We start from the raw sequence: 19,799 nt of genomic DNA on the forward strand, positions 1-19,799 counted from the left end.
ACCTGGGACACAAGGTGGGGATACCGGATGCTGGAGGACGCGCCGGAGGTGTGGATCAGTTACGTGCGGGCGTTCTTCGAGCACGAGCGCCACCGCATCAAGAACTTCACCGAAAGGATCCTCCTCGCGCACGAGAAATGAAGACTCCCGACGACCCCTACATCCGCACTGTCATGGCCCAGATACGTGCGCTCGATTCCACCCTCGGGCTCTGACCGACCTGGAGTGAACCCGCACGAGGAAGGCAGCGGGCCGCGACCGCCCCACAGTTGGCTCCCGCCCCGTCGGTCGCGGCCCGGCTCCTGCAATGCTGCTGCCGAGCTACCACTGTCCCTCCGACACCGACGATCTCGAATGGATGGTGCTGGAACGGCTGTTGCCCACGCCGACCTGCCAGGTACCCACGGGCAGGGCCCCGAGAAGTGGCCCAGGCGTCGCGTGGTGGACGCCATAAGGTACACAACAGATAACAGGGTGAAGTGGAGAGCGCTGCCTGCGGACTTCACCCTCATGTCCCGCCGGATGGCCCGCAAACAACGCCGCCCGATGTGACCAACGCCGCCCTCGCAGTATCGGCCTGACGAGCATTCCGCTGCCGTTCGGATGCCCGATCATCGACGAACATTCGAGCGTGAAACACGATCACCGTCAGCAATCATGCTCATGACCTGCAGAAAGAAGGATGAGACAGGGACGAGGTCAGGTCGGCGCACTCGGCGACCCGATCAAGGTCGACTTCAGGTCGAAGGAACGTCCGGAACTTGGCGATTCACTTTCCGCGGTCCAGGCCGTCGCGTGCATGTCACTCCATAGGGTCCTGGACATGACATTACCCGCGGGAAGTCGCATAGCCGCCGCTGTCGGCGCGCTCCTCATGACGCTGGGAGCCGCACCAGCCGCGCACGCCGCCGAGACCGCCACGGTCGAAGGACAACCCGCAGTGCCGGGAACACAGGTAGTCGAGTGGGGCAAGACGAAGGACGGAGAGTTGTATTCCTTCACCTACCTCGCTGGCGAGTCGAAGCCGAAGGAGGTCGCAGCCGCCGCCCGCTGTTCCATCTACATCTCCGACGTCAAGTTCTACGGATCTGGGGCGAGTGCTTGGTTCCAGTGGGAGACATCGCAGATCTGCAGCGGAAACTACGGCTGGCAGTACATCCGAACCCAGATGTGGCGCAGCTCGTGGAGCGGCCCGCGCGGGTACACTCCATGGCATCAAACGCCAAAGACGACGAAGAGCTACATCGACTACGGTTGGTCGGCTGACTGCAACGACGGTGGCGGCACCTACACGTACTACCCCGTCATGAAGGGCGTGGCCAGCTTCGGCTCAAGCCCAACGACGCGGGCGGACAATGAGCTGCGAAAGAACTGCGGCACCTACCGCCCCTAGGAGGAACCGTGTCCGACGTGCCCCGGAAGTATTCTCCCGAAGGAACGCCGCTGGCCCCACGGTCCGACTGGCCACAGGTGCCTCGCGTCGACTACACGGCGCACAGGTGGTGGCAGCGGCTTCGCGATGTGACGCCGTGGCCACGGCGGGCACGACGGATGACGGACATCTCCCGATAGCCAGTACCCGTGAAGGCCCCCGCCAGCGGCGGGGGCCTTCACGGTGCTCGGGAGGGACCTGCCTCCAAGCCTTCAGCGTTGCCGCTCGGGCGAGCCGCGGCCCCTCGGTGTCCGTTCTGCCGTGCGCCGACGAACACGGCCTGCCCCTCGACGGGACTCACCCGGGACTTGGACGCAGGGAACGCAGGAGACCCCTGATGAACAGGGGTCTCAGCTGGTGTCCGAGGGGGGACTTGAACCCCCACGCCCGATAAAGGGCACTAGCACCTCAAGCTAGCGCGTCTGCCATTCCGCCACCCGGACCTGGTGCCTGCCGCCTGGGCGGGGGCTGCTCCCCGCGGCGACACGGTCAACCATACCAAGGTTTCGCAGTGCCCTTCACCTGCGTTTCCGTCGCCCGGGCGGCGTTCCGGGGCGAGGAGGGCGGATGACTCTAGGGTTGGACCATGAGTGACTGGACGGTTACGCAGGGTCCGCCTCCCGGGGGTCGGCCGCGGGTGCTGTCGCCCCTCCGGGAGCATCTGCGGGACACGTTCTGGTTCGCGCCCACCACGGCGATGGTGGGCGTCTTCCTGGTCTGGGTGGGCGCCCAGGAGGTCGACTCGGCGCTGGTCTCGGCGCTGCAGCGGGACGGGGAGTTCGAGGCGGTCGCCGACCTGATGCGGTTCGCCGAGGACGCGCGGGCCGTGGTCAACGCCGTCAGTTCGGCGATGATGACCTTCATCGGTGTGGTCTTCAGCATCTCCCTGGTAGCCGTCCAGATGGCGAGCGGGCAGTTCACCCCGCGCGTGGTGCGGCTCTTCGTCCGGAGCCGGATCACCAAGGCGACCTTCGCGGTCTTCCTGGCGACCTTCGTCCTGACGCTGCTGGTCCTGTCCTCCTTCGAAAGCGGCGCCGACCCCCGTACGGTCGCCTCGGTGCCGCTCGTGCAGTCGGTGCTCACGCTCGTCATGGTGGGCCTGAGTCTGCTGCTGTTCGTGCTGTACGTGAACGCGACGCTGCGGTTGATGCAGATCAGCCATGTGATCACGCGAATCGCCACCGAGTCCTTCCGGGTGGCGGCGTCGATGCCGGTACCCGACCGCGACACCGACGCTCCCGACCTCGGGACCGCCACGGCGTGGGTGCCGCACGAGGGCCGGTCGGGGGTGCTGCGGGACGTGCACGTCGCGCGGCTGGTGCGGGTGGCACGCAAGCACGGGGTGGTGCTGCGGATGATCCCGAGGATCGGCGACTTCGTGGTGGCCGGTACGCCCGTCCTGGCGGTCCACGGCGGACCGGCCCCACCGCCCAGGGCCCTGCGGTACACCGTCTCGGTGGGCCTGGAGCGCACCTACCACCAGGATCTCGGCTTCGGGCTGCGGCAGCTGTCCGACATCGCGCTGCGTGCCCTGTCGCCGTCGGTCAACGATCCGACGACCGCCGTCCAGGCCGTGGACCGGATCGTCCAGCTGCTGGCAGCGCTCAGCCGGCGCCCGCTGGACGCCGCCCTGTACCGCGACCGGAGCGGGAAGGTGCGGCTGGTGCAGCCCGTTCCGGGGTGGACCGCGCTGGTGGATCTCGGCTTCGCCGAGACGCGCGGCAGCGCCGCCGGATCCCCCCAGGTCACCCGGCGGATGATGGCGGGGCTCGACGATCTTCTCCTGCTCTCGCCCCCGGACCGGCGCGAGCCCCTGCTCCGGCATCGGGCGCTGCTCCGGCAGGCGGTGGAACGGCGTGCGGCGAGCTCCGCGGAGCGGGCGTTCGCCCTCCGGCCCGACCGGCAGGGGATCGGCTGACCGGACGGGGCGACGGCTTCCCCGTGCCCCTGGCTCCCAGAACCCGGGTCGCGGGGAAGCCGGCCGGGCCCCTTCCGTGCACGGGGACGGGAAGAGCCGTCCGTGGTGCTGCGGGAGCCGGGCCCTACCGACGGCGCCGCCTGCGCAGGGCGGCGAGGTTGTCGTAGCCGGTGTGGGCGTGCTGCAGTGACTGGCCGGGGTCGGTGGCGCTGGGGGCGTTGTCCTGCTCGACCATCGGGTTGTGGTACTGGCGGTGGCCGATCCGGGTGAAGAACGTCCGGTAGTCGATGTCGCCGGTGCCGAACGGAACCATGTCGTAGCCCCATCCGTTCGAGGTGTTGACGGCGCCGTCCTTGGCGTGGAAGAGCGGGTAGCGCCTGTTGTGACAGGCGACCAGCCCGGCCGGGTCGAAGACGTTCTCACGGGTCGAGCCGTCGTGCGCGGTGTAGCTGTGGAACTTGTACCGGGCCACGTGCGCCCAGAAGATGTCCATCTCCAGCCAGACCGCCTTCGGGTCGGTGACCTTCAGGAAGTACTCCAGCTTGCGGATGCCGGAGCTGCGGGTCGGGCGGCCCTGGCCGTCGAGCGGTCCGCCGTCGAGCAGGAAGCCGTAGGCGGCGTCGTGGTTGTGGGTGTAGAGCTTGATGCCCTCGCGCCGGGCGATCTCGCCGAGGGCGTTCCACTTGTCGGCGGCAACGTCCCAGTCGGCCCGGTAGGAGCTGCCGGTGGGATCGCCGCCGGTGCCCATGTGGCCCAGGCCGAGGATGTTGGCGACCTCCAGGTTCTGCTTGAAGGTGTCCAGGTCCTCGGTGGTCAGGGGCCAGGAGGACGGGATGAAGCCGTGGTTGCCGCGGGCCCGCAGCCCGTGGTCGTCGAGCCAGCCGCGCAGCAGCCGGGCGCCCTGCACGGTCCCCAGGTCGGCGCCGCCGGGCGCGTTGGGGTGCTGACGGTATCCGGCGAACTCGACCTGCCGGTAGCCGTGGCGGGCCAGCTCCCGGAAGACCTCGCGGAAGCCGGAGGGCAGTTCGGTGGCGAGCGGGTCGCGGCCGGTGGCGTCACGCACGGTGTAGAGGATGATGCCGCGCCGGTAGGACGGTACGAGGACGTGGCCGCCGTGGTCGTGGCCCCAACCGCGGCCGTGGCCCGGGCCCCGCTGCTGTGCGCCCTCGGCGGCGGCTGCCGGTGCGGCGCCGAGGACCGGCGCGGCGATCGCGGCCGTGGCGGCGGCGGTGCAGGTGCTCAGGAAGCGGCGGCGGTCCACGCCGAGACGGTGGCGCAGGGCCTCGTCGGGTCCGCCGGCCGCGGAGGTGCCGGGCGTGTCGGGGGCGCCCGGGCTGACTGGGGTGTCCGGGCGGTGGGCGTCGGTGGATCTGGTCACAGGTGCCTCTTCTCTGCCGTGGCCGGCCTCGGGGGGCGCCGGGGCCCGGCCGTTGTCAGTGGCGTGTGCTTCACTTTCAGCAGGTCGAGCTCGACGGGATCGGGTGCGTCAGCCGAGTCCGGCGAGATGGAGTAGGAGTTGCTTGACATCGGTGGCCGCGACGCGGTCGCCGACAGCCCGGGGGGTGGAGCAGATGAGGAGCGGACCGTCGTCGTCGCTCGCGGGGAGGCGGCCGTGGCTGCCGCGAAGAGGAGAGGGGTCCAGCGGCACCACCGCCATGCGGTAGCGCATGCCGAGTTTCTTGCGGGCCAGCGCGGTGGCCGCCCTGACCCTGACGTAGGGATCGAGCGGGTCCATGAACAGCTCGACCGGGTCGTAGCCGGGTTTGCGGTGGATCTCGACGAGCCGCGCGAAGTCCGGCGCACGGGCGTCGTCGAGCCAGTAGTAGTACGTGAACCAGGCGTCCGGCTCGGCGACCGCGACGAGTTCACCGGCCCGCGGATGGTCGAGGTGGTGGGCCTTCTTGCCCTCGTCGTCGAGGAGTTGCTCGATGCCGGGCAGGTCCTCCAGGGCGGCCCGGGTGGCGGCGAGGTCCTCCGGGCGGCGGACGTAGACGTGGGCGATCTGGTGGTCGGCGACCGCGAAGGCGCGGGAGGCCGTCGGGTCGAGGTACTCCATGCCGTCCTGGGTGTGCACCTCCAGCAGGCCCGCTCGGCGCAGGGCGCGGTTGATGTCCACGGAGCGGTTCACCCGGGTGATGCCGTACTCGGACAGCGCGACGACGGTGCGGCCCTCGGCGCGGGCGTCGTCCAGGAGCGGGGCCAGCGCCGCGTCCAGGTCGGCGGCGGCCCGGTGGGAGCGGGGGTCGTCGGGGCCGAAACGCTGGAGGTCGTAGTCGAGATGAGGGAGGTAGCAGAGTGCCAGATCGGGCCGGCGGGTGCGGACGATGTGCCGGGTCGCGTCGATGATCCACCGGCTGGACACCAGGTCGGCGCCGGGTCCCCAGAAGTGGAAGAGCGGGAAGGTGCCGAGCTTCCCGGTGAGTTCGTCGTGCAGGCCGGCCGGCCGGGTGTAGCAGTCGGGTTCCTTGCGGCCGTCGGCGTAGTAGACGGGACGGGGGGTGACGGTGATGTCGGTGTCGGCGCCCATCGCGTACCACCAGCAGATGTTGGCGACCGTGTAGCCGGGGTGGGCGCGGCGGGCGGCGTCCCAGAGCTTGTCGCCGGCGACGAGTCCGTTGTGCTGGCGCCACAGCAGGACCTCGCCCAGCTCGCGGAAGTACCAGCCGTTGCCGACGACGCCGTGCTCGGAGGGCATGGTGCCGGTGAGGAAGGTGGACTGGGCGGCGCAGGTCACGGCGGGCAGCACGGTGCCGAGCGGTGCCCGGGAGCCGGACCGGCCGAGCGCCCTGAGGCGGGGCATGTGATCGAGCAGACGGGCGGTGAGGCCGACGACATCGAGGACGAGCAGCGGGGTGGGGCCTTCGGGCCTGGCGCGTGGGGTCATGGCAGCTCCTTCAGGCCGAGCCCGGTCAGCAGATCGCGGGCGAGGGTGAGCTCGGCGGCGATGCCGTCGGTGAGCTGGGTGCGGGCGCGGGGCCGCAGCTCGGGCGGGAGGGCGTGCCAGGTGTAGGTCTCGACCTCCAGGTGACGGGTGACCGGGTGCGGGCCGCCGACCAGCCGGTTCAGCGCGGCTTCGAGGACGGGGAGCGTGGAGGTGAGGGGCGCGGCAGGGGCCGCGTGCAGCGGGACGTGGAAGTGGGCGCGCCAGGGCGCCGTGTCGGGCAGGGTGTCGCCGGTGAGGGCGTCGTCGAGGTCGTCGGTGCCGTGCAGTTCCGGTGATCCGGCGGGGCCGGGCGGTCCTGCGGCGGTGACGGTGCGGGTCTGGTGCAGGAAGCGGGGTTCGGCGAAGGCGGCGAGGGCGCGGCGGACCTCGGGGAGTCGGGGCTGTTCGGCGTGGAGCGCGGCGGACAGCTGGCACTTGACGACGGGGACGCGGGCCTCGGCGAGCGCGTCCAGGGCGGTGTGCGGGTCTTCGAAGGAGGTGGCGAGATGGCAGGTGTCGACACAGATGCCGATGCGCCGGTGGCCGATCGCGGCCAGCGGGGCGAGGGCGTCGCGGGTGGTCTCGACGACGCAGCCGGGTTCGGGTTCCAGGCCGGCGCGGATGGAGCGGCCGGTCAGTTCGTGCAGGGCGTCGAGCCGTTCGGCGAGGGTGGCCAGGGCCACGCGGGCCTTGTCGGCACGGGCGTCGTCATAGGCGGTGCGCCAGGCCAGCGGCAGGGTGGAGATGCTGCCGTCGGTGACGTCGTCGGGCAGCAGTCCGGCCAGGAGGCGGGCGAGGGAGGTGGTGTGCTCCAGGCGTTCGGGGTCGGCCCAGTCCGGTCTGTACACACGGTACTTGACCTGTTCGGCGCCGAAACCCTGGTAGGGGAAGCCGTTGAGGGTGACGACCTCCAGGCCGCGCCGGTCCAGTTCGGTGCGCAGGCCGCGCAGCGCCGCGGGGTCGGTGACCAGGGCGTGGGCGGCGTCGCGGGCCAGCCACAGGCCGATGCCGAGCCGGTCCCGGCCCAGTCGGCGGCGCACCGGCTCGCAGTGGTCGCGGAGCTGTGCGAGGACGCCGTCGAGGGTCTCGGCGGGGTGGACGTTGGTGCAGTAGGCGAGGTGCACGACGCTGCCGTCGGGGTGCCGGAAGCGCATGGCTCACTCCCCGCCGCGCAGGACGGAGTTGCCCTGGTGGGTGGTGCCGGGCGGGGCGACGTCCAGGCTCAGTCGTCCGCTGAGGCCGTAGAAGGCGACGGGGTTGCGCCACAGCACCCGGTCCACGTCGTCGTCGGAGAAGCCCTCGCTGAGCATCAGGTCGCCGACCCTGCGGGTCTTGAGGGGGTCGCTTCTGCCCCAGTCGGCGGCGGAGTTCACCAGCACCCGGTCCAGGCCGTACTCGCGCAGCAGGACCGCCATCCGCGCCTCGTCCATCTTGGTGTCCGGATAGACGGAGAAGCCGAGCCAGGCGCCGCTGTCCTTGGCCTCCGCGACGGTGGTCTCGTTGAGGTGGTCGACCAGGACCCGGTCGGCCGGCAGCGCGGACTCGCGGACAGCGTCCAGGGTGCGGCGCAGCCCGGCGAGCTTGTCGCGGTGCGGGGTGTGCACGAGTGCGGGCAGCCCGTGGTCGGCGGCGAGCTGGAGCTGGGTGGCCAGGGCGGTGTCCTCGGCGGGCGTCATGGAGTCGTAGCCGATCTCGCCGACGGCGACGACCCGGTCCTTGACGAGATAGCGGGGCAGGTCGTCCAGGACGGGGGTGCAGCGGGGGTCGTTGGCCTCCTTGGGGTTGAGGGCGATCGTGCAGTGGTGGGCGATGCCGTACTGGGCTGCGCGGAACGGTTCCCAGCCGAGGAGGGAGTCGAAGTAGTCGCGGAAGGAGGCCGGGGAGGTGCGGGGCTGGCCGAGCCAGAAGGAGGGTTCGACGACGGCGCGGACGCCGGCGGCGTACATGGCCTCGTAGTCGTCGGTGGTGCGGGAGGTCATGTGGATGTGGGGGTCGAAGATGCGCATCAGGACTCCTTGCCGTGGGCGGATGCCGGGGTGCGCGACGGGCCCGCGGGCTCGGTCAGCGCCAGGACGCGGCGCAGGTCCTCCGGGACGGGACGGTTGGCGGCGGTGCGTTCGGCGGCGAAGCCGGCGAGCATCCGGGCGAGTTCTCCGTCCCCGCGGGCGCGCTCGGCCAGACCGGCCACATGGTCCACGGCCACGCCGGTGAACAGGCACTTGAGCACGGCGTGCCGCCACTGGTGGGGGTCGAGGTGGGCAGCGGCGTACGGCCCGACGGCGGCGGCGAGCAGGCGGGTGTCGTTGGCGCGCAGGGCGTCCTCGACGAGCGGCAGGGCGCCGGGGCCGGACACCAGATGCGGCAGGGCGTGCAGCACGGCGCGGCGTTCGTCGGCGGTGCCCTGGAAGTAGACCCGGGTCAGCGCGTCGGCGTCGGCGCGGGCGGCGTGCAGGATCAGCACCCGGGCGGCGTCGGCGTGGTCGGGGCCGCAGCGCCGGCCGGCCTCGGCCAGGCGCAGCTCCCAGACGGAGATCGGACCGTGGGTGCCGGGGTGGGCGCCTGCCTCGTCCAGGGCCTGGTCGAGCCAGGCCCGGGCGGTGGCGCCGAGCCGGCCGGTGAGGCCGGTCCGCAGTTCGGCGGGGAGCGTGCGGGCGGGGTGGTGGCTCATGTGGTGCTCCCTTCGGGGGCGGCGGAGGGCTCGCCGGGGCGTGCGGCGTCCGGGGGCGCCGGGGGGTGCGTGGGGGCGGCGGATGCAGCCGCGGCCCGGCGCAGGAACGGAAGGGAGCGTTCGGCGTGGTGGGGGCCCGCGTGGGAGTGGCGGGGCAGTTCGACGACGGTCAGGCCCCGGTAGCCGGTGGCGGCCAGGGCCGCGAGGACGGGCGGGAAGTCGATCTCGCCGTCACCGAAGGGAAGGTGCTCATGGACACCGCGGCGCATGTCCTCGATCTGCACGTGCCGCAGCCAGGGTCCGGCGGCGCGTACGCAGTCGGCGGGAGGGAGGGGCTCGAGGCACTGGCAGTGGCCGATGTCGAGGGTGAGGCCGAGGGTCTCCGGGGTGCCGAGGGTGCGGCGCAGCCGGTGGAAGTCGTCGAGGGTGGCGAGCAGATGCCCCGGCTCCGGCTCCACGGCGAGCGGCACACCGGCCGCGGCTGCGGCGTCGAGGACCGGGGTCAGGGCCTCGGCCAGTCGCTTCCAGGCGGTGTCCCGGTCGGTGCCCGGCGGGGTGGTGCCGCTGAAGCAGTGGACGGCGTGCGCCCCCAGGTCGGCGGCGACCCGCACGGCCCGGAGCAGCAGGGTGACGCGGCGGGCCCGGGCGTCGGCGTCCGGGTCGAGGAGGGAGGGTCCGTGTTTGCGGCGCGGGTCGAGCACATAGCGGGCGCCTGTCTCCACGGTGACGCCGAGGCCGAGGGCGGCCAGCCGGCCGGCGAGCCGGCGGGTGCGGGCGGCCAGGTCGGGGTCGAGCGGGTCGAGGTGCATGTGGTCGAGGGTCAGCCCGACTCCGTCGTAGCCGAGGTCGGCGAGCAGGGCGAGGGCGTCGTCGAGCCGGAGGTCGGCAAGGCCGTTGGTGCCGTAGCCGAAGCGGAGCGGGGGCGGGGCGTCGCCGTTCGTGTCCCGGCTCAAGTGATGCTCACCTGCCTCATGCTCGTCCGCCCGGCGAAGCGGCGCCCCGCCGGGGCCAGGGCCGCGACGAGCAGAGAGGTGACGGCCGAGCCGGAGCGGGCGGCGAGCGCGGCCTGGAGGGGGACGGTGGCGCGGATGCCGCCGCCGACGGCACGTCGGGTGAGCGGGGGTGAGGGGTTGAGGACGGCGTGGAGGTAGGGCCGGGCTGCCGTGGCGGCGTAGGCGGCGCCGAGGGCGGTGGCCAGGTGGTCGGTGAGGTGCCGTGGGCGGTGTGCCGGGGTGGGGCCCGGCAGGCCGGGGGCGGCTGCTGCCCGTCGGCCTGCCGGGAGTCGGGGCCGCCTGTGGGCGCCCACCAGGCCGGTGAGCAGGCCGGTGAGCATCCCGGTCGTCGCGAGGGCGGCCAGCGGGCGCAGGGACGAGCCGCCCCGCGTCTCCTGCCGGGACACGGCGGTGACCGCGAGGGTGTGGGTGGACAGCAGCGCGGCGGAGGGCAGCGCGGCGCGCACGGGGCCCGCGCCGGCCGCGGCGCCCAGGAGCAGGTCGAGTCCGCGCGCCGCGGCCATGGCCGCCGGACCGGCCGGCGTGTGCTTGAGGGTGACGTCGTAGGCCCATACGGTCGCCGCCAGGGGCGTGGCCACCGCGAGGGCGGGGCGTCCGGCTGCGGCGGCGAGCGCCAGTCCGGCGCCGGTGAGGGCGCAGGCGGCGGTCAGGGCCGCGGACGGGCGGATGCGGCCGGAGGGGATCGGGCGGTGCGGGCGTTCCTCGGCGTCCTCGGCGCGGTCCGCCCAGTCGTTGAGGACCATGCCGGCCTGGTACAGGCACAGGGAGGAGCCGATGGCGAGCAACGTGCGGTGCCCGGGGCGCGCTCCGGTGGCTGCCGCTCCGGCCAGGGCGTCGCCGGGGACGGTGAACAGGGCGGGCAGCCGGAGCAGTTCGGCCCAGGCCTCCGCGCGGCCGGAGCGGGTGCCCGGGCGGGGGGTGCGGGGCGCGGTACCACCGGGGGTCGGGGCGGCGTCCTCCGGGGCCGGGCCGCAGGCCGACGTCGCCCCGCCGGGCACGGGGGGCGTGCTGCGTTTCGTGTCGATCGTGCGGTTCACCTGTCCTCCTCGCGACCGCCGCGGGGCCGCATCCCGCGGTCCCGCAGCCGCTCGGCGAAGCCGGTCAGCTCCGCGTACTGCTGTGCCAGTGACGACGGGCCGTCCCCGACCGGGTCCTTGAAGTAGAAGCCCAGCTCGCGCAGCGGGCCGGACAGGCCCCGCTGCCGGGCGCGGGCGACCAGCCGGGCCAGGTCGAGGACGAGCGGGGCGGCGAGCGCCGAGTCACAGCCCTGCCAGGTGGTCTGCAGGACCATGCGGGAGCCGAGGAACCCGTCGAAGGCGATGTGGTCCCAGGCCGTCTTCCAGTCGCCGAGCGCGGGCACGTCGTCGATGTGGACCTCGCCCTGGGGGGCGACGCCGAGGGTGTCGACGAGGACGCGTTCCTTCCCGGCGTTCTTGGCCGCGGCGGCCTCGGGGTCGGCGAGGGCGGCCCCGTCGCCGCCGCCCAGGAGGTTGGTGCCGGACCAGGCGCGCACGGCGAGGGCGCGCTGCAGGAACATCGGGCCGAGCACGGAGCGCAGCAGGGTCTGTCCGGTCTTGCCGTCGCGTCCCGCGTGCGGGAGGGACGCGGTCGCGGCCAGGTCGGCGAGTGCCGGGTGGTGCAGGCCCGCGGAGGGGGTGAAGTTGACGTAGGGGCAGTCGGCGCGCAGGGCTGCGGCCGCGTAGAGGGAGCTGGGCGGCAGGGTGCCGTCGGTGGGCGCGGGCTCGGTGGAGGCGACGTTCACCACGACGGCGCCCGCGAGATCCTGGCGACGCACGAAGTCGCGGATGTCGGCCGCGAACACGTCGATCAGTGCGTCGTGGGTGCGGACCGGGCTGCCGTCCGTGTCGCCGGGCAGGGGGCCGCCGGGCCGGATCTCCCGGTCGGCGGCGACGAGTTCGGCGTGCACGGCGGACGGCAGCCCGTGCGGCAGGACGCCTCCGGCGGCCAGGTGTTCGGCTCGTTTGGGCAGCGGGCAGTCGACGGTGTCGTGGCCCCCGAAGACCAGGGACGACAGTGGCGGCAGGGCGCACGACGTGAAGGGAGGGGTCTCGGTGACCATGCCGGTCGGCGGATGGAGCCCGGCGGCGACGGCGGCGCAGCCCGCGATCGCGGTGGTGGCCACGGATCCGCGCGCCCCGACGAGCCAGACGCCGAAGCGCGGGGCCGGGGAGGGGGTGGGGAGGGACGGTTCGGCGGACATGGGCAGCCTCCTTGTCGTACGCGAACCGGGTGCCGGTGCCGGACGCGGTCGAGCGGGTGCCGGGCCGGGAGAGCGGCCCGGCGAGACGGCGGGCGGAGGTCCGGCGTCCTCCGCCCGCCGTCGTCCTAGTCGCCCTTGGCGGGCAGTTCCTTCAGCTGGATGTTGCGGAAGGAGACCCGGTCGTCGGCGCCGTGGTTCTGCAGGCCGATGTGGCCGTCGGTCAGGCTCCGCCGGGGGTCCTCGTTGGTGAAGTCGTTGATCTCGACTCCGTTGAGGAACACCCGCAGGCGTTCGCCCCGGACCCTGATCTCGTAGGTGTTCCACTGGCCGGGCGGACGCAGCACCCGGTCACGGGCCTTGATGTTCGCGGACTTGAACGAGTAGACGGAGCCGGTGGTGCGCTCGGGCGCGTCCGTGGCGTCGATCTGGATCTCGTAGCCCTGGTGCACCGCGGACCAGGGGTCGTCGGAGGCCGGGAAGCCGACGAAGACCCCGGAGTTGTCGTCGCCCTGCATCTTCCAGTCGAGCTTGAGGGAGTACGACCCGAGCTCCTCGGCCTGGTACCAGAGCAGGCCCATGCCGCCCTCGGACTCCAGGGTGCCGTCGTGGACGGTGAAGCTGCCGGGGCCGGCCTGCTTCCAGCCGTCCAGGGTGTGGCCGTTGAAGATCTCCCGGTAGCCCTTGCCGGGCCTGCAGTCCGCCTTGGTCCGGCCGGTGACGTACTGGAGTCCGCCGAGCAGATGGGTGCGTAGGGCCTCCTCGGCGTAGGACTCCTCGGTGTGGCCGAGACCGGTGTAGAAGGAGCGACCGCCGTCGTATTCCTGGCACCAGGCGATCGGGTGGTCGCCCTTCATGGTGCCGCCGTCGTAGGTGGTCTCGTCGAGGGTGGCGAGGACCCTGACCTGGCCGCGCGGGTTGGTGCGGTAGTTGTACCACTCGTCGGTGCGCTCCCACGCCTCGTCCAGATGCGCGGTGGCCGGGTGGTCGTGGTCCTCCACGCGTACGGTGGCCTGCTGGACGGCCGGGTGCGAGTCGAAGCGGGCGCCGACGAGTCCGCCGTAGAACTCCCAGTCGTACTCGGTGTCGGCGGCGGCGTGGATGCCCATGTAGCCGCCGCCGTTGTTCACGTAGTTCTCGAACGCCTGCTGCTGGCCGGCGTCGAGGACGTCACCGGTGGTGGACAGGAAGACCACCGCGTCGTACTTGGCGAGGTTGGTGGTGGTGAACTGGCGTGCCTCCTCGGTCGCGTCGACGGTGATGCCGGCCGGGCCGCCGATCTCCTTCAGGGCGGCGATGCCGGCCGGGATGGAGTCGTGCCGGAAGCCCGCGGTCCTGGAGAAGACCAGGACCCTCGTGCCGCTCCTGACCCGTTCGGTGGAGAACTCGAAGTCGTCCACGTCGTAGAGCGCGCCGTCGCCGCCCCTGAAGACCAGGTAGATCTCCGTGGTGCGCTTCGGCAGCCCGCGCAGTGGCACGTCGACGTCCTGGAAGGTCTCCCAGCTGCCGGTCGGCGGGATGTACGCGGAGCCGTGCAGCCGCCCGTCGGGCGAGCCGGTGCGCAGTTCGACGAAGCCGCCGCTGCCGCCGGAGGAGGCCCGTACGGTCAGCTTCTGCTGCCCGTCGAACCGGTAGGGGCTGAAGGAGATCCAGTCGCCGTCGTGGATGTCGCCGACGGTCCGGCCTCCGTTGGCCTCGGACTTCTCGTACGTCGTCACGCCCGACTGGGTGGTGAAGTGCTCGGCCTGGCGGTGCGGCGGCTGGAGCACGGTGCGGGCGGTGCCGGTGAGGGCCTCCTGGCCGTTCGCCCCGGCGTCGGTGTAGGCGGCGCCGACGACACCGTAGATATTGGCGTTGGGGTCGTGTCCGCCGTCTCCGGCGGGCGGGTTCAGGGTGCCCTCACAGCCCGTCTCGCTGGTCAGTTCGTGGGCGTGGGAGTCGTGGCCGAGGCTGTAGGCGACCTTGACCCTGGAGCAGTCGACGGTCTCGTCGGGGTCGGTGACGGTCACCTTGAACGGGACGGGCTCTCCGAACTCGGCCAGGCTGCCGTTGCCCGGAGTGGTGATCTGCACGGTGGGCTCGGTGTTGCCGACCACGATCCGGAGACTGGCGTTGCCGGTGTTGCCCTCGGGGTCGGTCGCGGTGAAGGTCGCGGTGTAGGTTCCGGTCTTCTTGTACCGGTGGGTGGGGGTGAGTCCCTCGCCGGTGGTGCCGTCGCCGAAGTCCCAGCTGTAGGTGAGGTCCGGGGAGTCGGCGTCCTGGGCGGTGGCGGTGAAGCGGACCCTCAGGCCTGCCGCGCCGGAGGTCCTGTCCGCTCTCACCTCGGCGATCGGGGAGAAGCCGTCCTCGGCGTTCTCGATCCGGTACAGCGCGGAGTGCTCGTCGCCCTGGAACCAGGAGACGCCGTAGTCGAGGACGTAGAGCGCGCCGTCGGGGCCGAACTCCATGTCCATGATCTGGGTGCCGGTCCAGGGGAAGTCGTTGATCCGTGCGACGGAACCGTCGGCGTCCTGCTCGATCCGCTTGATCCAGCGGCGGCCGAACTCGCCCGCGAAGAAGTCTCCGTCGTACTCCTCGGGGAACTTCACACTGGAGTCGAGCCCGGGGTCGTAGCGGTAGACCGGGCCGGCCATCGGGGACTCGGAGCCGGTGCCGAACTCCGGTACGGATCCGCCGTCGTACGGGATCCAGGCGGGCTGGGCGGGCGGCAGGTCGGTGAGACCGGTGTTGTGCGGGGAGGTGTTCCTCGGGGCCGCGCAGTCGAAGGGCTCACCGGAGGAGCCGGTGGCGAAGTCGTGGTCGACGTATGCCTCGTTGTCGCCGGTGCAGAACGGCCAGCCGAAGTTGCCGGGCCCGGTGACCTTGGCGAACTCGACCTGTCCGGCCGGGCCCCGGTCCGGGTCGGCGGCGCCGGCGTCGGGGCCGTAGTCGCCGACGTAGACCGTGCCGGTGGCGTCGTCGACGCTCATCCGGAACGGGTTGCGGAAGCCCATGGCGTAGATCTCGGGGCGGGTCTTCTCGGTGCCGGGCGCGAAGAGGTTGCCCTCCGGGACGGTGTACGAGCCGTCCTCGGCGACCTTGATGCGCAGGATCTTGCCGCGCAGGTCGTTGGTGTTGCCCGAGCTGCGGCGGGCGTCGAAGGCCGGGTTGCGGTCGGGCCGGTCGTCGATCGGTGTGAAGCCGTCGGAGGCGAAGGGGTTGGTGTCGTCGCCGGTGGAGAGGTAGAGGTTGCCCTCGGCGTCGAAGTCGATGTCGCCGCCGACGTGGCAGCAGGTGCCGCGGTCGGCCGCGACGTCCAGCACCTTCTTCTCGCTGGCCGGGTCCAGCGTGCCGTTGGGGTTGAGGACGAAGCGGGAGAGGCGGTTGACGCCGTCGAACTTCGCGAAGTCCTCGGCGGTGCCGGTGTCGGGGGCGTCGCCCGCGGGGGTGTCCAGTGGCGGGGCGTAGTAGAGGTAGATCGCCCGGTTGTCGGCGAAGTCCGGGTCGACGCCGACGCCCTGCAGACCCTCCTCGTCGTGGCTGTAGACGGGGATCCTGCCGGCGACCCTGGTGACGCCGCCCTCGTCGGTGAGGCGCAGCGTGCCGTCGCGCGAGGTGTGCAGGACGCTGCGGTCCGGGAGCACGGCGAGCGACATCGGCTCGCCGGTCTCGGCCTCGCCCTTGGCGAGCGGCACCTGCTGGAACTGCCCCTCGGCGGCCGGTTCGTCGTGCTCAGGGTGGCCGGGGTGGGCGGCGACGGTCGCCGGGGTGCCCACGGCCAGCGTCAGGCCGGTGAACAGGGCGAGGGTGGTGCGCAGCCTGCGGCGCCTCGTGGTCTTGGTGCTTCTGAGTCTGCTTCGGTGCACGAAGTCCCTCCGGGAACGGTGTGGCCGTACGGGATGGGTGCGAAGACGTGCGGTGCGGGCGCCGGGGTGCGCCGTCACCCCGGAGGTGTGGGGGTCCTGAACACTTCAGGGACGGTAGCCGCGTTCGTCCGGGGCGAACACCCCTTGCGCCAGGACTCGTTGCACTTTCTCTCATCACAGGACAAAGCAGGGTGCGGGCAGGCCGGACCCGGGGACCGGCGGGTGCCCGGCACCCGTTCCGGCCCCGTTCCGGCCCCGTTCCGGCGGCCTTACGGCCGCCTTCCGGCCACGTCCCGACCTGGTGCCGGGCGCGCGGGTCAGCTGCTGAAGGCGGCGTCGAAGGACGCGCCGGGCGGCTCGAAGTCGAAGGTCCTCAGGCGGGTGAGGGCCTCGGGCGCACCCTGCAGCCGGTCCATTCCGGCGTCCTCCCACTCCACGGAGACCGGTCCCCGGTAGCCGATGGAGCGCAGCATGCGGAACACGTCCTCCCACGGGACGTCGCCGTGGCCGGCCGAGACGAAGTCCCAGCCGCGGCGCGGGTCGCCCCACGGCAGATGGGAGCCGAGCCGGCCGTTGCGGCCGTCGAGGCGTTTGCGGGCCTCCTTGCAGTCGACGTGGTAGACGCGGTCGCGGAAGTCCCACAGGAACCCCACCGGGTCGAGGTCCTGCCACACGAAATGGGACGGGTCGAAGTTGAGGCCGAAGGCGGGCCGGTGGCCGACCGCCTCAAGGGCGCGCTGCGTGGTCCAGTAGTCGTAGGCGATCTCGCCGGGGTGGACCTCGTGGGCGAAGCGGACGCCCTCGGCGTCGAAGACGTCCAGGATCGGGTTCCAGCGGTCGGCGAAGTCCTGGTAGCCGCGCTCGATCATCGCCTCGGGCGCGGGCGGGAACATGGCGACCAGATGCCAGATGGCGGAGCCGGTGAACCCGACGACGGTGTCGACGCCGAAGAGGGCGGCGGCCCTCGCGGTGTCCTTGATCTCGGCGGCGGCCCGCTGCCGTACGCCCTCGGGGTCGCCGTCGCCCCAGATCCGGGCCGGCAGGATCGCCTGGTGGCGTTCGTCGACGATGGCGTCGCAGACGGCCTGGCCGACCAGGTGGTTGGAGACGGCCCGGCACTTCAGGCCGTACTTGTCGAGGAGCCGGTGACGGCCGGCCACGTAGGAGGGGTCGGCGAGGGCCCGGTCGACCTCGAAGTGGTCGCCCCAGCAGGCGAGCTCGAGGCCGTCGTAGCCGAAGTCGCGGGCCAGGCGGCAGACCTCCTCCAGCGGCAGGTCCGCCCACTGGCCGGTGAACAGGGTGAAGGTGCGGGGCATCCGCTTCTGGCCTCCTCAGGCGGCGTTCGGCACGGCGGTGATCGGTGTGTAGACGGCGTTCTTCCCCGCGCTCTCCTCCACGGCGGCGAGCACCCGCTGGACCTGGAGACCGTCGGCGAAGGAGGGTTCGGGGCTACGGCCCGCGGCGACCGCGTGGACGAGGTCGCGGGCCTGGTGGACGAAGGTGTGTTCGTAGCCGAGACCGTGGCCCGGCGGCCACCAGCCGTCCAGGTAGGGGTGGTCGGGTTCGGTGACGAGGATGCGGCGGAACCCGTTGTGGCTGTCGGGTTCGGTGGCGTCGTGGTAGGAGAGCTCGTTGAGCCGCTCCAGGTCGAAGGCGAGCGAGCCGCGTTCCCCGTTCAGCTCGATGCGCAGGGCGTTCTTGCGGCCGGTGGCGTAGCGGGTGGCCTCGAAGGTGGCCAGCGCGCCGGAGGGGAAGCGGCCGGTGAAGACGGCGGCGTCGTCCACGGTGACCCGGCCCGTGGTGCCGTCGGCCGACACCGCGGACAGCCCGCGGGCGGCGCCGCCGGTCAGCGGGCGTTCGCGGACGAAGGTCTCGGTGAGGGCGGAGACCCCGGCGAGGTGTTCACCGGTGAGGTACTGGGCGAGGTCGACGATGTGCGCGCCGAGGTCGCCGAGCGCGCCGGAGCCGGCCTGTTCCCTGCGCAGCCGCCAGGTCAGCGGCGCCTCCGGGTCGACCAGCCAGTCCTGCAGATACGCCACCCGCACGTGCCGCAGCCGGCCGAGGCGGCCCTCGGCGACCATCCGACGGGCCAGCGCGGTGGCGGGCACCCGGCGGTAGTTGAAGCCGGCCATGGCGATCTGCCCGCGGGCGAGAGCCCGTTCGGCGGCCCGGGTCATCGCCTCGGCCTCGGCGACGGTGTTGGCGAGGGGTTTCTCGCACAGTACGTGCTTGCCGGCGGCCAGCGCGGCCAGCGCGATCTCGGCGTGGCTGTCGCCGGGCGTGCAGATGTCGACGAGGTCGACGTCGTCCCGGGTGATCAGGGCCCGCCAGTCGGTCTCGGCCGCTGCCCAGCCGTGCCGGTCGGCCGCGGCGCGCACGGCGTCGGCGTCCCGCCCGCAGATCGCGGCCAGCTCCGGGGCGAGCGGCAGGTCGAAGACGCGGCCGGCGGTGCGCCAGCCCTGCGAGTGGGCGGCGCCCATGAAGGCGTAGCCCACCATGCCGACGCGCAGCGGCGGCCGGCTCGCGGTTGCCCCTGCGGCAGCGGCTGCCCCCGTGGCGACGGTCCCGGTCCCGGCGGCTGCTGCGTCCGCCTCGGCGCCCTCGGGCTGCTGCGGCTGTCCCATGCGGATGTCCTCCTCGTCGTCGTGGCGCGGTGGGGGCGGGCCCCGGCCCGGCCGGCTGGTCAGGCCGGCGGGACGGGGGCCTCTGGCGGCCTCACTGGAAGCCGGTGGACATGTACCGGTCGACGTTGTCCTTGTCGACGACGGCCGAGTACAGCGTGATCGACGCCGGGATCTCGTACTCGGCGAGGCCACCGATGCCCTTGCCCTGGCCGAGGGCGCGGGCGAGGTCGATGGCGGAGGCGGCCATGGTCGGCGGGTACAGGACCGTCGCCTTGAGCACGCCGTCGTCGCGCTCGATGGCCTGGAAGGCGGAGAGCGCGCCCGCGCCGCCTACCATCAGGAAGTCGTCGCGGCCCGCCTGCTCGATGGCGCGCAGCGCGCCGACGCCCTGGTCGTCGTCGTGGTTCCACAGCGCGTCGAACCGCGACTGCGCCTGGAGCAGCTGGGCCATCTTGGCCTGCCCGGACTCCACGGTGAACTCGGCGGCCTGGCGGGCCACCTTCCTGATGTTCGGGTAGTTCTTCAGGGCGTCGTCGAAGCCCTGGGTGCGCTGCTGGGTCAGCTCCAGGTTGTCCAGCCCGGCGAGCTCGATCACGCGGGCGTCCGGCTCGTCCTTGAGCTGCTCGCCGATGTAGTGCCCGGCGTTGAGGCCCATGCCGTAGTTGTCGCCGCCGACCCAGCAGCGGTACGCCTGCGGGGTGTTGAAGATCCGGTCCAGGTTGACCACCGGGATTCCGGCCCGCATCGCCTTCAGCCCGACCTGCGTGAGCGCCTTGCCGTCGGCGGGCAGCACCACCAGCACGTCGACCTTCTTGTTGATCAGGGTCTCGATCTGGCCGATCTGCTGGGCGGTGTCGTTGGAGCCTTCGGTCACCTCCAGAGTGACGTCGGAGTACTTCTCGGCGCGGCCCTTGGCCTGGTCGTTGATGGCGTTGAGCCAGCCGTGGTCGGCCAGCGGGCCGGCGTAGCCGATGGTGACCTGCTTGCCGGGCTTGTCGTCGGCGGCCGGCTGCCCGTTCCCTGCGGGCTCGTCGCCGGAGTCGCTCGGCTCGTTGCTGGTGCACCCGGTGAGGAGGGCACCGGCGGAGGCGGCGGCGGCTCCGAGGAGCAGCCCTCTGCGGCTCGCGAAAGGCGTGTGCTCTGGCATGACGGTGAACC

General features: G+C 72.4%; 14 protein-coding genes, 1 tRNA gene and 1 pseudogene. 3 read left to right on the plus strand and 13 right to left on the minus strand.

The window, feature by feature from the left end; genetic code table 11:
- Positions 1-307: 307 nt before the first annotated feature.
- Together V5O46_RS02805 and V5O46_RS02810 are read left to right on the plus strand one after the other, a co-directional pair.
- A pseudogene (locus tag V5O46_RS02805) lies at positions 308-504 on the plus strand (transposase); the annotation flags it as partial.
- A 319-nt stretch (positions 505-823) separates the two neighbouring features.
- Positions 824-1,393: a hypothetical protein gene (locus tag V5O46_RS02810; RefSeq protein ID WP_332882771.1), complete on the plus strand. Its 570-nt coding sequence runs from the start codon at positions 824-826 to the stop codon at positions 1,391-1,393.
- A 394-nt stretch (positions 1,394-1,787) separates the two neighbouring features.
- On the opposite strand, the gene V5O46_RS02815 is transcribed toward V5O46_RS02810, so the two are convergent.
- Positions 1,788-1,875, minus strand: a tRNA-Leu gene (locus V5O46_RS02815).
- Positions 1,876-2,018: 143 nt separating this feature from the next.
- Between V5O46_RS02815 and V5O46_RS02820 the strand changes: the two genes are divergently transcribed.
- The gene (locus V5O46_RS02820; protein WP_332882772.1) at positions 2,019-3,350 is read left to right on the plus strand and encodes a DUF2254 domain-containing protein; all 1,332 of its coding nucleotides are present in this window, start codon (positions 2,019-2,021) and stop codon (positions 3,348-3,350) included.
- 124 nt (positions 3,351-3,474) lie between these two features.
- Here the strand turns inward: V5O46_RS02820 and V5O46_RS02825 are convergent, their stop codons facing one another.
- The 12 genes from V5O46_RS02825 to V5O46_RS02880 form a co-directional block, all read right to left on the minus strand.
- A complete protein-coding gene (locus V5O46_RS02825; protein WP_408648897.1) occupies positions 3,475-4,611 on the minus strand; it encodes a sugar phosphate isomerase/epimerase family protein in 1,137 nt (378 codons plus the stop codon).
- Positions 4,612-4,836: 225 nt separating this feature from the next.
- On the minus strand, positions 4,837-6,234 hold the full coding sequence (locus tag V5O46_RS02830) for a nucleotide pyrophosphatase/phosphodiesterase family protein (protein WP_332882773.1): 1,398 nt from the start codon (positions 6,232-6,234) through the stop codon (positions 4,837-4,839).
- Positions 6,231-7,427 (minus strand): metabolite traffic protein EboE, encoded by a 1,197-nt coding sequence (gene eboE / locus V5O46_RS02835; protein ID WP_332882774.1) that lies wholly within the window; start codon positions 7,425-7,427, stop codon positions 6,231-6,233. Before eboE ends, V5O46_RS02830 begins: the two co-directional genes overlap by 4 nt.
- Positions 7,428-7,430: 3 nt before the next feature.
- On the minus strand, positions 7,431-8,279 hold the full coding sequence (locus V5O46_RS02840) for a TatD family hydrolase (protein WP_332882775.1): 849 nt from the start codon (positions 8,277-8,279) through the stop codon (positions 7,431-7,433).
- On the minus strand, positions 8,279-8,941 hold the full coding sequence (locus tag V5O46_RS02845) for an EboA domain-containing protein (protein ID WP_332882776.1): 663 nt from the start codon (positions 8,939-8,941) through the stop codon (positions 8,279-8,281). Before V5O46_RS02845 ends, V5O46_RS02840 begins: the two co-directional genes overlap by 1 nt.
- Entirely contained in the window at positions 8,938-9,894 is a 957-nt protein-coding gene (locus V5O46_RS02850; protein WP_332882777.1) for a sugar phosphate isomerase/epimerase family protein, read from the minus strand. The genes V5O46_RS02845 and V5O46_RS02850 overlap by 4 nt, the downstream gene beginning before the upstream one ends.
- The gene (locus tag V5O46_RS02855; protein WP_408648898.1) at positions 9,891-10,952 is read right to left on the minus strand and encodes an SCO3242 family prenyltransferase; all 1,062 of its coding nucleotides are present in this window, start codon (positions 10,950-10,952) and stop codon (positions 9,891-9,893) included. The genes V5O46_RS02850 and V5O46_RS02855 overlap by 4 nt, the downstream gene beginning before the upstream one ends.
- A 35-nt stretch (positions 10,953-10,987) precedes the next feature.
- The gene (locus V5O46_RS02860; protein ID WP_332882778.1) at positions 10,988-12,175 is read right to left on the minus strand and encodes an inositol-3-phosphate synthase; all 1,188 of its coding nucleotides are present in this window, start codon (positions 12,173-12,175) and stop codon (positions 10,988-10,990) included.
- Positions 12,176-12,300: 125 nt separating this feature from the next.
- The gene (locus V5O46_RS02865) at positions 12,301-16,017 is read right to left on the minus strand and encodes a ThuA domain-containing protein (RefSeq protein WP_332882779.1); all 3,717 of its coding nucleotides are present in this window, start codon (positions 16,015-16,017) and stop codon (positions 12,301-12,303) included.
- Positions 16,018-16,334: 317 nt separating this feature from the next.
- Positions 16,335-17,333 carry a sugar phosphate isomerase/epimerase family protein gene (locus V5O46_RS02870; RefSeq protein ID WP_332882780.1) on the minus strand — a complete coding sequence of 333 codons (999 nt, stop codon included), beginning with the start codon at positions 17,331-17,333 and terminating at the stop codon, positions 16,335-16,337.
- A gap of 15 nt (positions 17,334-17,348) precedes the next feature.
- Positions 17,349-18,641 (minus strand): Gfo/Idh/MocA family protein, encoded by a 1,293-nt coding sequence (locus V5O46_RS02875; protein ID WP_332882781.1) that lies wholly within the window; start codon positions 18,639-18,641, stop codon positions 17,349-17,351.
- A gap of 91 nt (positions 18,642-18,732) precedes the next feature.
- The gene (locus tag V5O46_RS02880) at positions 18,733-19,788 is read right to left on the minus strand and encodes a substrate-binding domain-containing protein (protein WP_332882782.1); all 1,056 of its coding nucleotides are present in this window, start codon (positions 19,786-19,788) and stop codon (positions 18,733-18,735) included.
- Positions 19,789-19,799: the final 11 nt, after the last annotated feature.

The organism is Streptomyces poriticola (assembly GCF_036689765.1).
Classification (GTDB): Bacteria; Actinomycetota; Actinomycetes; order Streptomycetales; family Streptomycetaceae; genus Streptomyces; species Streptomyces poriticola.

What these genes read in the sequence shown, in the direction of transcription:
- V5O46_RS02840 (WP_332882775.1), bottom strand. Translation starts at nt 8,279, where the DNA reads ATGCGCATCTTCGACCCCCACATCCACATGACCTCCCGCACCACCGAC.
- V5O46_RS02830 (WP_332882773.1), bottom strand. Translation starts at nt 6,234, where the DNA reads ATGACCCCACGCGCCAGGCCCGAAGGCCCCACCCCGCTGCTCGTCCTC.
- V5O46_RS02845 (WP_332882776.1), bottom strand. Translation starts at nt 8,941, where the DNA reads ATGAGCCACCACCCCGCCCGCACGCTCCCCGCCGAACTGCGGACCGGC.
- V5O46_RS02875 (WP_332882781.1), bottom strand. Translation starts at nt 18,641, where the DNA reads ATGGGACAGCCGCAGCAGCCCGAGGGCGCCGAGGCGGACGCAGCAGCC.
- eboE (WP_332882774.1), bottom strand. Translation starts at nt 7,427, where the DNA reads ATGCGCTTCCGGCACCCCGACGGCAGCGTCGTGCACCTCGCCTACTGC.
- V5O46_RS02810 (WP_332882771.1), top strand. Translation starts at nt 824, where the DNA reads ATGACATTACCCGCGGGAAGTCGCATAGCCGCCGCTGTCGGCGCGCTC.
- V5O46_RS02880 (WP_332882782.1), bottom strand. Translation starts at nt 19,788, where the DNA reads ATGCCAGAGCACACGCCTTTCGCGAGCCGCAGAGGGCTGCTCCTCGGA.
- V5O46_RS02870 (WP_332882780.1), bottom strand. Translation starts at nt 17,333, where the DNA reads ATGCCCCGCACCTTCACCCTGTTCACCGGCCAGTGGGCGGACCTGCCG.
- V5O46_RS02820 (WP_332882772.1), top strand. Translation starts at nt 2,019, where the DNA reads ATGAGTGACTGGACGGTTACGCAGGGTCCGCCTCCCGGGGGTCGGCCG.
- V5O46_RS02860 (WP_332882778.1), bottom strand. Translation starts at nt 12,175, where the DNA reads ATGTCCGCCGAACCGTCCCTCCCCACCCCCTCCCCGGCCCCGCGCTTC.